The sequence below is a fragment of the Caulobacter sp. genome (assembly GCF_017744445.1).
Classification (GTDB): Bacteria; Pseudomonadota; Alphaproteobacteria; order Caulobacterales; family Caulobacteraceae; genus Caulobacter.
Genome location: NZ_JAGIBH010000005.1, coordinates 217,247 through 229,977, shown reverse-complemented (window position 1 = coordinate 229,977; position 12,731 = coordinate 217,247). Strand labels below are relative to the sequence as shown.

Annotated in this window: 8 protein-coding genes; 7 read left to right on the top strand and 1 reads right to left on the bottom strand. The window is 70.5% G+C overall.

What is annotated here, in order from left to right:
* Positions 1-196: 196 nt before the first annotated feature.
* The 7 genes from J7528_RS09200 to J7528_RS09170 all read left to right on the top strand — a co-directional run bounded on the left by J7528_RS09200 (position 197) and on the right by J7528_RS09170 (position 11,805).
* Positions 197-1,981 (top strand): autotransporter assembly complex family protein, encoded by a 1,785-nt coding sequence (locus tag J7528_RS09200; protein WP_291873164.1) that lies wholly within the window; start codon positions 197-199, stop codon positions 1,979-1,981.
* 71 nt (positions 1,982-2,052) lie between these two features.
* On the top strand, positions 2,053-6,183 hold the full coding sequence (locus tag J7528_RS09195) for a translocation/assembly module TamB domain-containing protein (RefSeq protein WP_291873494.1): 4,131 nt from the start codon (positions 2,053-2,055) through the stop codon (positions 6,181-6,183).
* Between the two features lie 99 nt (positions 6,184-6,282).
* Complete coding sequence (locus J7528_RS09190; RefSeq protein ID WP_291873162.1) at positions 6,283-7,527, top strand: hydrolase; 1,245 nt, start codon at positions 6,283-6,285, stop codon at positions 7,525-7,527.
* Complete coding sequence (locus tag J7528_RS09185) at positions 7,528-8,532, top strand: arginine N-succinyltransferase (protein ID WP_291873160.1); 1,005 nt, start codon at positions 7,528-7,530, stop codon at positions 8,530-8,532.
* A complete protein-coding gene (astD, locus tag J7528_RS09180) occupies positions 8,529-9,980 on the top strand; it encodes a succinylglutamate-semialdehyde dehydrogenase (RefSeq protein WP_291873157.1) in 1,452 nt (483 codons plus the stop codon). The genes J7528_RS09185 and astD overlap by 4 nt, the downstream gene beginning before the upstream one ends.
* Positions 9,977-11,311 (top strand): N-succinylarginine dihydrolase, encoded by a 1,335-nt coding sequence (gene astB / locus J7528_RS09175; RefSeq protein WP_291873155.1) that lies wholly within the window; start codon positions 9,977-9,979, stop codon positions 11,309-11,311. Before astD ends, astB begins: the two co-directional genes overlap by 4 nt.
* Entirely contained in the window at positions 11,308-11,805 is a 498-nt protein-coding gene (locus J7528_RS09170; RefSeq protein ID WP_291873153.1) for a GNAT family N-acetyltransferase, read from the top strand. Before astB ends, J7528_RS09170 begins: the two co-directional genes overlap by 4 nt.
* On the opposite strand, the gene J7528_RS09165 is transcribed toward J7528_RS09170, so the two are convergent.
* Positions 11,802-12,722 (bottom strand): LytTR family DNA-binding domain-containing protein, encoded by a 921-nt coding sequence (locus J7528_RS09165; RefSeq protein ID WP_291873151.1) that lies wholly within the window; start codon positions 12,720-12,722, stop codon positions 11,802-11,804. The two genes, J7528_RS09170 and J7528_RS09165, sit on opposite strands and share 4 nt — an antisense overlap.
* Between the last annotated feature and the right edge of the window lie 9 nt (positions 12,723-12,731).

The window sequence follows — 12,731 nt, the reverse complement described above, 5'->3', positions numbered from 1 at the left end:
CTAGAGCGTTGCAAGCGTCTCGCGCGGCGGATTCGTCGTTCGCCGCGAAGATGCGCACGACTGCCCAGCATTTGGGCGCCGATCGCTCGCTTTGAGAAGCGCGGCTAGGGTCAAGTTCGTTGCATTTCCGATCGTGACACGGAGCAAACCCCAGACTACAGCAGGGGCGGGGGCGCTTTGCGCGGGGTAACGTGATTTGGTGCTTGGGCGGACCTCCCTGGCTTTGACGGCGGTGACTTTGCTGGTGGCGACGGCTGCCCGCGCCGACGAGCCGATGGCCCAGATCCAAGGCGTCGAAGACAAGGCCCTGCGGGAGGCCATTCGGCTCGCCCTGACCGAATCCAAGCATCCAGCCCAAAGCCGCGCCGAAGCCCGCCGCCGCGCCCGACAGGCCGGCGAGGACGCCATCGCCGTGCTGCGCGCCGAGGGCTACTACGCCTACACCGTCGAACCCGACGTCCTGGACGGCGAGCCGCCGCGCGCGGTGGTCAAGATTACGCCGGGTCCGGCCTTCGTCATCGCCGATCCACGCATCGACTGGTCGGGGACGCCGCCCGACGAAGGCACACGCCAGCGCGCCGCCGCCTCCATGCGCCTGACCCAGGGCGAGCCCGGCCGCGCGGCCGACGTTGTCGGCGCCGAGGGCCGCATCGTCGCCCAGGTGGCCAAGCTGGGCTATGCCGACGCCGCCGCCGAGCCGCGCGAGGTCATTGTCGACCACGCAGACCACACCCTGCGCCCGGCCTTCAAGATCGCCTCGGGCAGCCTGGTGCACATGGACGGCGTCGAGGTCGTGACCAAGGGGCGGACCAATCCGGCTTGGGTCTCGCACCTGGCCCCCTGGAAAACCGCCGACGTCTACGATCCCGAGGACGTGGCCGAGCTGGAGCGCCGCCTGCGCGACACCAGCGTCTACGACTCGATCTCGGTCTCGCTGGCCGGGCCGGAGAAGGCGACGCCCGACGGTTTGCGTCCGGTTGTCGTCACCCTGGCCGACCGCCGCTCGCGCACCATCGAAACCAGCGCCGGCTATTCGACCAGCGAGGGCACGGGTTTCGACGTCCGCTGGAGCCGCTACAACCGTCTCAAGCGCGCCGACACCACCACCTATGCTCTGCGCCTGGCCAAGCTGGAGCAGCGCCTGGGCGCGGAAATCTCGCTGCCGCACTGGCGGCGGCCGCAGCAGACCCTGAAGCTGAACAGCTCGGTCTTCCGCAACGACACCGACGCCTATAACGAAACCGGCGCCACGGTCGGGGTCGACCTGACGAAGCGGCGGCAGACCACGTCCTACCGCACCTTCGGCATGTCGCTGGACCTGTCCCAGACCAAGGAACAGATCAGCCGCAACGGCTCGATCGCCGGCCGCAGGCTGAACCTGGCGACCTTCGCAGGGTTAGCGGCCTATGCCTGGGACTTCTCGGACAACATCCTGGATCCCAAGCGCGGCTGGCGCCTGGAGGCCCGGGGCGAGCCGACCTACGTGGTCGGCGACACGACCCTGCCGTACCTCAAGCTGACCACCCAGGGCTCGATCTACCTGCCGTTCGGCAAGGGGGCGAGCACGGTGCTGGCCAGCCGGGTCAAGCTGGGCGCCATCGTCGGCGGCGGCATCCCCGAGGTGCCGGCCTCCCGGCGCTTCTTCGCCGGCGGCGGCGGCTCGGTGCGCGGCTATGCCTACCAGGCCATTGGCCCGCGTCTGACCGACAACACGCCCCAAGGCGGCGTCTCGCTGGTCGAGACCTCGTTCGAGCTGCGCCAGAAGATCACCTCGAAATGGAGCGGCGTGGCCTTCATCGACGCCGGCGCCATCGGCAGCGACAAGACCCCGCGCCGCGAGGACTTCCGAGCCGGCGCGGGCTTCGGCATCCGCTATGACCTGGGCTTTGGCCCCATCCGCGCCGACATCGCCGCCCCGCTGGGCCGCCGCAAGGGCGACCCGGCCTTCCAGATCTATCTCAGCATCGGGCAAAGCTTTTGAGCCAGGAGCAGGACAAGCCTGACCTGACGGAAGCCGTCACCCACGCCGCCGAGGCGACGGGCGAGGCCGCGGTGAAGGTCGCCAAGAAGATCGGCTGGGGCGGCGCGGTGCTGATCGCCGCGGCGATCCTGGCCGGCATCCTGATCCTCATGGCCGGCGGCCTGCGCCTGGCCCCCATCACGCCGCAAGGACGCCTGTTCCTGGAGGCCCGCGCCTCGGGCCTGAAGCTGGGCCGGATCGGCAAGCTGCACATCGAGGGCCTGTCGGGCGACATCTGGAAGGACTTCGGCGTCCGCCGGCTGACCATCACCGACGAGAAGGGCGTCTGGCTGGAGGCCCACGACCTGCGCGTCGCTTGGCGTCCAACCGAGTTGTTCGGCCGCCGCTTCCACGCCGAGCGCATCGACGCCCGCGACGTCATCGTCCTGCGCCGTCCGACCATGACGCCCAAGGGGCCCAAGTCCGGCGCCGCGCCGGTGTCGGTGGACCTGGACGCCTTCAAGTTCCGGCTGATCACCCGAGCCGCGTTCAGCGGTCGCGAAGGCGACTTCGACGTCGGCGGCGACTACGAGATGGCGCGGCAGGGCGGGCACAAGGGCAAGCTGGCCGTCGCCTCGCGCCTGCATGTCGGCGACCACCTGAACCTCGACTTCGACCTGGGCCGCACGCAGACCCTGCACCTGAAGGCCGACGCTACCGAGGCCAATGGCGGCGCCATCGCCGGCGCCCTGGGCCTGGCCGCCGACCGGACCTTCGACCTCAAGGCCAAGGCCGACGGCACGCTCAGCCGGGCGGCGTTCAACGTCCTGGCGCGCTCGGGCAATACGACGCCGCTGCAAGCGGACGGGGCCTGGAATGAGCAGGGCGGCTCGGCGCGCGGCCGGCTGGACCTGGGCGCTTCGCGCTGGACCCAGCGACTGGAGAAGATGTTCGGCCCCGAGGCCAACTTTACTCTCGACGGCAAGAAGGCCACCAAGGACGGCCTGTCGAACCTGAACCTGGACATCCGCGCCCAGAACCTGACTCTGCAAGGCCACGGCCTGGCCGACCTGGCCAAGAAGCGCACGGGACCGGACGGCATCGCCTTCACCGCCCAGGTCGCCGCGCTGAAGCGCATCGTCACCATCCCGCAGATGGGCCGGGGCCTGGCCGACGGCGTGTTCCGCCTGGAGCAGGGCGGTTTCTCGGTCGAGGGCGATGTCGACGTCGCCGACCTGGAGCTGCTGGGCTACCGCCTCAAGCGCGCCAAGGGGCCGGCCATGGTCCGCTGGGCCAAGGGTGAGCTGGAGATCAAGGCCGCCGCGACCTCGTCGGGCGGCGGCGGCACGGGCTTGTTGGCCCTGCTGGGCTCCAGCCCCAAGGCGACCTTCGAAGGCGCCCGGGTCAAGGGCGGTCGCTTCCTGATCAAGGCGGCCCGCATCGACGCGCCGAACCTGGTCGTCACCGGCAAGGGCGAACGCGGCGTGCTGGGCGGGCTGTCGTTCGACGGCGAGATGCGCGTGGCCAGCATGGGGCCGGTGCGGCAGGGCGCGAAGGGCTCGCTGCTGGCCAAGTGGACCGCGTCCAGCTTCGCCAATCGTCCGTGGAGCTTCACGGTCGACAGCCGCGCCGCCAACTTCGCCACGGGCTATGCCGAGATCGACCGTTTGCTGGGCGCGACGCCGCGCCTGACGGGCAAGGGCGCCTGGAACGACGGGGTGCTGAGCATCTCCGACGCCAAGCTGGACGGGACCAACGCCAGCCTGAAGTCCTCGGGCAAGATGACCGTCGCCAAGGCGCTGGGTCTGGACTTCAAGCTGGACTGGACCGCCACGGGCCCGTTCGTCGCCGGTCCGGTCGAGATCGCCGGCAAGGCGGCGGGCGACGGCCACGTAGGCGGCACGTTGGCCGCACCGCAGGCCCAGCTGAACGCCGACTTCGACAGCATCGACCTGCCGCGCCTGCCCCTGACCAAGGCCCACCTGACCCTGACCTTCGCGCGCGGTCCCAACGCCACCGACGGTGTCGCGGCCCTGCAAGCCGACAGCCAGTACGGCCCGGCGCGCGGCCGCACGGCCTTCCGCTTCTCGCCGGGCGGCATCGAGCTGTCCGAGCTGGACGTCGACGCTGGAGGCGCGAAAGCGAAGGGCGCGATGAGCCTGCGCGACGGCCTGCCGGCCACCGCCGACCTGACCCTGGCCGTCGGTCCCGGCGCTTTCCTGCCGCAAGGCCAGGTCAAGGGCTCGGCCAAGCTGGTCGACGCGCCCGGCGGCGGTTCGGCGGCGGCGACCTTGGACCTGACCGCCGAGGAGGTCGCTTTCGGCTCGTGGAAGGTGCGCGCGGCGCGGATCAAGGCCGACGGCCCGCTGGCGCGCCTGCCGCTGTCGATCGACGCGCGGGGCGACGCGCCCGGCGGCCGCTGGCGCATCGGCGGCACGGGCCAGCTGGCCCAGGTGGGCAAGGCCTACGACCTGGCGCTGGACGCGTCCGGCCGCATGGGCCGCACCGAGATCAAGACTCGCGAGACCGCCAAGGTGCATTTCGGCGACGGCCCGACCCAGGCTCGCCTGCGCCTGGCCATCGACAAGGGCCGCGCCGATATCGACGCCGACCTGGGCGGGGCCACGGCCATGCTAAAGGCTGAGCTGGACGGCGTGGCCATCACCGCCTTCAACCCCGACCTGGACGGCGATATCGACGGCTCCATCAACCTGCGCGGCCAGGGCGAGACCCTGACCGGCGACTTCGACCTGCGCCTGGCCAACGCCCGCGAGCGCGGAGCCAAGATCGAGCAGTCGCTGGACGCCAAGATCCATGGCGAGTTGAACGACAGCACGCTGACCATCGTGGCCGACGGCGACAACCGCCAGGGCCTGAAGGCCGACGCCAATCTGGTGCTGCCGGTCGAGGCCTCGGCCAAGCCGCTCAGCCTGTCGATCAACAAGAAGCGCGGCGTGCAGGGCCGTTTCTCGGCCCAGGGCGAGATCAAGCCGCTGTGGAACCTCCTGATGGGCGCCGACCGCTCACTGTCGGGTCGCATCAATTTGCAGGCCACCATCGGCGGCACCCTGGCCGATCCGCGCCTGCTGGGTTCGGCCACGCTGGACAATGGCGGCTTCGAGGACGGCCAGACGGGCCTGCGCCTGAAGAACGTCACCCTGCGCTCGGCCATGGCCGACAACGCCATCGACGTCAGCCAGGCCATCGGCGAAGACGGGCAGGGCGGTTCGATCTCGGGCGCGGGCCGCATCAGCCTGGCCCGTGACGGCGTCGGCAGCTTCAAGCTGGACCTCAAGGGCTTCCGCTTGATCGACAACGACCTGGCCTCGGCCGTGGCCACGGGCCAGGCGACCGTCAACCGCTCGGCCGACGGCAAGATCAAGCTGGCCGGCGCGGTGACCATCGACCGCGCCGACGTTTCGGCCCAGAGCAAGACCCCGGTCGGCGTCGTGGCCATGGACGTCATCGAGCGCAACCGCCCGTCGGACCTGGACCAGGGCCTGCAGCGCCGTCCGACCACCGGCGGCATGATCCTGGACCTGGACCTGAAGGCGCCCCGCCGGGTGTTCGTGCGCGGCCGCGGCCTGGACGTCGAGCTGTCGCTGGACGCCCATGTCGGCGGCACCTCGCTGGCCCCGTCGCTGAGCGGCGTCGCCCGCGTGGTGCGCGGCGAATACGATTTCGCCGGCAAGCGCTTCGAGTTCGACGACGACGGCACGGTCTACCTGTCCAGCCAGCTGGACCGCATCCGCCTGGATCTGTCGGCCACCCGCGAGGACGCGTCCCTGACGGCGGTGGTGCGGATCCAGGGCACGGCGGCCAAGCCGGAGATCACCCTGACTTCCAAGCCCGAACTGCCCAGCGACGAGGTGCTGAGCCAGGTGTTGTTCGGCTCGTCGGCGGCCCAGCTGTCGCCGATCGAGGCCGCCCAGCTCGCCTCGGCCCTGGCGTCGCTGGCCGGCGGCGGCGGCTTCGACGTGATCGGCAACCTGCGCAGCTTCGCGCGCCTGGACCGCCTGGCCTTCGCCGAGAGCGCCACGGGCATGACGGTGTCGGGCGGCAAGTACGTGACCGACGACGTCTATGTCGAGATCATCGGCGGCGGCCGCGAAGGCCCCGCCGCGCAGGTCGAGTGGCGGATTCGCCGGACCCTGTCGCTGGTCTCCCGCATCGGCGGCCAGAACGACGCGAAGCTTTCCGTTCGCTGGAGAAAGGACTACTAAGAGGCAAGGCTGTTGCGCGGGCGACCGGTTACCTCTGCGGAGGTGAGCACAAATTACCCGCGGCCCTTGGTTATCGTGACTGAGGGAGGACCGGCTTTTATGCGTCTCAATTCAGAAGATCGCGCCGTTCTGGAGCACATTGCTCGCGACGGCGGCCAGATCGTCGACCGCGCCGTGGCGTGGTGCGCGACAAACTCCGGCAGCCGCCACCTGGCGGGCCTGGAGCGCCAGAGGCAAATCCTGCTCGACGCGGCCTCGCGCCTGCCGGCCGCGCCGATCGACGTGCCGCTGTCGCCTTCGCGCGAAGTCGCCGCCGACGGCCGCGAGACCGAGTTCGCCCATCCGCCATCGTTGGCCGTCGTGGTGCGGCCCGAGGCCCCGGTCCAGGTCGTGCTGACCGGCCACTACGACACCGTCTATCCCGAGACGAGCCCTTTCCAGGTGGTCCGCACGCGTCCCGACGGCGCGCTGCACGGCCCCGGCATCGCCGACATGAAGGGGGGGATCTCGGTGATGCTGGCGGCGCTGGAGGCGTTCGAGCGATCGCCTGACGCCGCCAATGTCGGCTACCGCGTGCTGCTGTCGCCCGACGAGGAGATCGGCTCGATCGCCTCGGGACCCGTGCTGGCCGACTTCGCCCGGCGCGGCCATGTCGGCCTGACCTATGAGCCGGCCCTGGCCGACGGGGCCCTGGCCTCGGCGCGCAAGGGCTCGGGCAATTTCCACATCGTCATCCACGGCCGCGCGGCCCATGCAGGCCGCGACTTCGCCGCCGGCCGCAACGCGGTGATCGGCGCGGCGCGCGTGGCCGAGAAGCTGCACGGCCTGAACGGCCAGCGCGACGGCGTCACCGTCAATGTCTCCCGCATCGACGGCGGCGCGCCGCTGAACATGGTGCCGGACGTGGCGGTGGTGCGCTTCAATGTCCGCTTCCCGGAAGCCCAGGCCGCCGCCTGGTTCGAAGCCGAGGTCGCCCGCATCGTCGGCGAGATCGGCGATGACCTGCACGCTCACCTGCACGGCATGATCACCCGCGGCGCCAAGCCCTTCAACGCCGCCCAGCAACGGCTGTTTGGGGCGGTGAAGGACGTCGGCGCGCTGCTGGGCCAGGACATCGCCTGGAAGCCGTCCGGCGGGGTCTGCGAGGGTAACAACCTGTTCGCCTCGGGCCTGCCCAATGTCGACACCCTGGGCGTCCGCGGCGGCGACATCCACAGCGAGGCCGAGCACGCCTTTCCCGAAAGCTTCGTCGAGCGCGCCCAGCTCTCGGCCCTGATCCTGATGAAACTGGCCAGCGGCGAGATCGACGCCAGAGCGATCCGTTCGGCCATGGAGGCTCACTGAATGCTGGTCGTACGTCCCGCCGGTTCTCCCGACTTCGACGCCCTGATGGAGCTGGCCGTGCTGTCCGGGCGCGGCTTCACCAGCCTGCCCGAGGACGAGCCGACCCTGCGTGCGCGCCTGGCCTTGTCCGAAGCCAGCTTCCAGTCCGGCGTGGCCCCGCCCGAGGCCTGGTACACCCTGATGCTGGAGGACCTGGAGGCCAACGACGTGATCGGCGTCGCCGGGGTCAAGGCTGGGGTGGGGCTCAAGCGCCCGCATTTCTCGTTCCGGGTGGTGACCCTGGCCCAATCGTCGCCGACCCTGGAAAAGCGCTTCGACCACCGGGCCCTGGTGCTGGTCAACGAGTGCGCCGGCTGGTCGGAGGTGGGCTCGCTGTTCCTTCGGCCCGAGCGGCGCAAGGGCGGGGCGGGGCGGTTGCTGGCCCAGTCGCGCTACATGCTGATCGGCCTGGAGCCGCAGCGCTTCGCCGAGATGGTGCTGGCCGAGCTGCGGGGCTGGTTCGACGAGGACGGCGGCTGTCCGTTCTGGGACCACGTGGCCAGCAAGTTCTTCCGCCTGGAGTTCGACGAGGCCGACATGATGAGCGCCTCGACCGACGGCCAGTTCATTCTCGACTTGGCGCCGCGCCATCCGATCTATGCCGAGCTGCTGCCCAAGGAGGCCAGCGAGGTGCTGGGCCGCGTACACCGCGAAGGCGAGGCGGCGCGGGCCATGCTGGAGACCGAAGGCTTCCGCTACCAGGGCTTGATCGACATCTTCGACGCCGGGCCGACGGTCGCGGCGCGTCGCGACGACATCAAGACCGTGCGCGAGGCGCGGCGCCTGCGCGTGAAGATCGGTGAGGACGCCTTTGGCGAGGAGGCCCTGGTCTCCACAGGCGAGGTGGCCAGGTTCCGGGCCGTGCGCGCGCCGGTGCTGGTCGATGGCGAGAGCGCGATCCTGGGGCGCGACGCGGTGCAGGCCCTGGGCGTCCACGAAGGCGACATGGTGCGGGTGAAGGCATGAGCGGGCTCTATATCGACGGCAAGTGGCGTTCGGGGCAGGGGCCGGAACTGGTCTCGACCGATCCGGCGACCGGTGAGGCCGTCTGGCGCGAGGCGACGGCCACCGAGGCCGATGTCGCCGAAGCCGTTGCCGCCGCGCACCGCGCCTTTCCTGCCTGGGCCGACCAGCCGCGCGAGGAGCGCATCGCGGTCCTGCGCCGCTACAAGGAGATCCTGGTCGAGCGCACCGCCGCCTTCGCCGAAGCCCTGAGCCGCGAGACCGGCAAGGCGCTGTGGGAGACCAAGGCCGAACTGGGCTCAATGGCCGGCAAGGTCGACCTCTCCATCAAGGCCTATGACGAGCGCACTGGCGTCACCGAGACCGCCATGCCGTTCGGCCGCGCGGTGCTGCGCCACCGGGCGCATGGCGTCATGGCGGTGCTGGGGCCGTTCAACTTCCCTGGCCACCTGCCCAACGGGCACATCGTGCCGGCGCTGCTGGCGGGCGACACGGTTGTCTTCAAACCTTCGGAAGAGACGCCCCTGGCCGGCCAGCTGATGGTCGAGGCGCTGGAGGCGGCGGGCGTTCCGGCCGGCGTCGTCAACCTGGTGCAGGGCGGGCGCGAGACCGGCCAGGCGCTGATCAACCAGCCGATCGACGGCCTGCTGTTCACCGGCTCGGCCACGGCCGGGACCTTCTTCCGCCGCCACTTCGCCGATCGGCCCGACGTGATCCTGGCCCTGGAGCTGGGCGGCAACAATCCGCTGGTGGTCTGGGACGCCGACGACGCCGAGGCCGTCGCGGCCCTGGTCGTGCAGTCGGCCTTCATCACCACCGGCCAGCGCTGCTCGTGCGCGCGGCGGCTGATCGTGCCGGACGACGCCTTCGGGCGAAGGGTGATCGAGGCGACGGCCGGCTTGGCCGAACGCCTGTCGATCGGACCCTGGAACGGCGAGGGCGAGGCCTTCATGGGTCCGCTGATCTCGGCCCGCGCCGCCCAGGCCGCCCGCGCCGTCGCCGACACCATGGGCGGCGATCGCATCCGGTCGCTGGGCGCGGTGGAAGGCTTGAGCGAGGCCTTCGTCACCCCCGGCCTCGTCGATGTCACCGGCGTCGACACGCCCGACGAGGAACTGTTCGCACCGTGGCTGCAGGTGCGCCGCGTGGCCAGTTTCGACGACGCGCTGAAGGCCGCCAACGCGACGCGATACGGCTTGTCGGCGGGACTTATCTCAAACGAGTCAAAGCGTTGGAATCAGTTCCTGAACCGCATCCGCGCGGGCGTGGTGAACTGGAACCGGCCCACCACGGGCGCGGCGGGGTCGATGCCGTTCGGCGGCCTGGGGGCCTCCGGCAACCATCGGCCCAGCGCCTACTACGCCGCCGACTACTGCGCCTATCCGGTCGCCAGTTTCGAGGCCGGTGCGGTGCTCGATACGTCGAAGGACATCAAGGGCCTGCGCGGATGAGCTGGGAAGCCAATTGCGATGGCTTGGTCGGCCCGACCCACAGCTATGTCGGTCTGTCGCCCGGCAACCTGGCCAGCGCCAAGAACGCCGGCGAGGTCTCCAACCCGCGCGGCGCGGCCCTCGAAGGCCTGGGGAAGATGCGCCGGCTGTCGGACCTGGGCATCCCGCAGTTCGTGCTGCCGCCGCATGAGCGACCGGCGATAAGCCTATTGAAGTCGCTGGGCTTTTCGGGCTCGGAAGAGGCCGTGATCGAGCAGGCCTGGGAGGATGCACCGGCCCTGGCCGCCGCCGCCTATTCGGCCTCGCCGATGTGGGCCGCCAACGCCGCGACCGTGACGCCCAGCGCCGACACGGACGACGGCCGCGTGCACTTCACACCGGCAAACCTGCTGACCAACCTGCACCGCAGCCTGGAAGGGCCGCAGACCACCCGCGCCCTGCGTCGCTTGTTCCCGGACGAGACCCGCTTCGCCGTCCACGACCCGCTGCCGGCCCAGCCGCACTTCGCCGACGAGGGCGCGGCCAACCACGTTCGTCTGTGCGCCGAGCACGGCGCGCCGGGGGTGAACCTGTTCGTCTGGGGCCGCGAGGCCTGGGAGCGCTGGGACGGCAAGTTCCCGGCCCGCCAGACCCGCGAGGCCTTCGAGGCCATCCAGCGTCGCCATGGCGCGGCGAGAGCGGTCTTCCCGCAGCAGGCCAAGGCGGCGATCGAGGGCGGGGCGTTCCACAACGACGTGGTCTGTGTCGGTACGCGCGAGTGCCTGTTCTTCCACGAACGCGCCTTCGAAGACCGCGCGGGCATGGAGCGCCAGGTCCGCGCCGCCGCCGACGGCCTGTTCGAGCCGGCCTTCGTCGAGGTGTTGGAAGCCGACCTGCCGATGGCCGATCTGGTCGCCAGCTACCTGTTCAACTCGCAACTGCTGGTCGTGCCCGGCGAGGACCGCCTAGTGCTGCTGGCCCCGGCCGAGACGCACGACAACCCGCGCGCCTTCGCGGTCGCCGAGAGCCTGGCGTCCTCGAACGGCCCCATCGGCCGGGTGGAGTATGTCGATGTCCGGCAGAGCATGCGCAACGGCGGTGGCCCGGCCTGCCTGCGCCTGCGGGTGGTGCTGACCGACGCCGAGCTGGAGGCGGCCAATCCGGCCCAGCGTTTCCTGCCGGGCCTGCACACGATTCTGGCCGACTGGGTCACGCGCCGTTATCGCGACCGTCTGGCCCCGGCCGATCTGGCCGACCCGCTGCTGCTGACCGAGAGCCGCGAGGCGCTGGACGAGCTGACGCAGATCCTGGACCTGGGCGGCGACTTCTATCCGTTCCAGAGGACCGCGTGAGCTTCACCATCCGACCCGCCACGCCGGCTGACCTCGACGCCATCGTCGCCGTGCACAAGGCCGCCGCCACGACGCCCGGTAACCTGGCGCGCGCGCCAGAGGAGGTGACGCCGGCCTATGGCGACTATGCGATCGCCAGCGACATCTGCCTGGTTGCGGTCGAGCCCGACGGGACCGTGATCGGTGAGATCCATGCGCGGCGCGAGACGATCGCCTTATTCGCGCACGTGCTGGGCGGACTGACCGTGGCGGTGCATCCGCAGCGGCAAGGGCAGGGGATCGGCTCGCGCCTGTTCGACACCCTGATCGCCTGGGCCAGGGCGGCGCAGCCTGAGATCCTGCGCATCGAGCTGGCGGCCGGCGCGGGCAATCCCGGCGCGGTGCGGCTCTATGAGCGGTTGGGGTTCCAGCATGAAGGCCGCCAGGCCGCGCGCGGGCGGTTGCCTGACGGCCGCTTCGAGGACGATATCCTGATGGGGATGCTGCTCTTCTAACCCCTCAGCGTGGCCAGGGCCTCCGGGAACCGCCGCGACAGCGGAACCTCAAGGTCGCCTAACGCCACGCCATAGTCGCCCGAGCCTTCCGGAGTCAGGCCCGTGACCCGCGCCGTATTGACCAGCCAGGACTTGTGGGTGCGGACAAAGCCGTGCGCAGCCAGGGTCTGCAGCACTGCGCCGAGCGAAGAGCGGGTCAAGGGGCGGCGGCCATCGGCCAGCACGAACACCGCATAGTTTCCGGCCGAATGCACGGCCAGGATCTCCGATACCGGTACGCGGATCAGCCGGGCGCCGTCCTGAATGTCGAAGGTGGCGGGCGGGGCGGGGGCCAGGGCCTCTGGCTTCTGGGCGCTGCGGCGTAGGGCCAGCCAGTAGATGATCGTCGCCAGGCCGTACGACATCATGTCCTTGCGGAACTCGTACGGAAACTCGGTCGACAGCGGCCCGAAGTCGTAGCCTTCGTGCAGGATGACGCCGTGGCCCAGCTTGCGCAGGACCACGAAGCCCGAGACGTGCAGCACCGAATAGACGAACACCGCGACCAGATGCGCCGGGACGGCCAGCCACCAGCGGGGCTGCTTGCGCACCATCCAGAACGCCATGGCGGCGGGGATGGCGAAGATGCACACCGTGATCAGGGCGCTGCTGGCTTCCCAGATCGCCGGCCGGATGGCGCCCAGCCGAGGCGCGTCGTGCTGGATGGTCAGGACGTTGACGAAGGCGATGGCGCTGATCAGGCAAGCGCCAAGCAGCCATGCCCGCGTCAGCCAAAGCCGCTCCTCGCCGGTCATCCCGAAAGCGCCGCCGCTCGTCCCTGAAGCTTTTCCGGTCGTCCCAGCCAGCGACCGGTGGTCACCCAGCGCTTGGCCGGTTTGGGCGTCGTGCGGCAGGTCCTTGGCGTCGCTCTTCACCACGGACGCCTC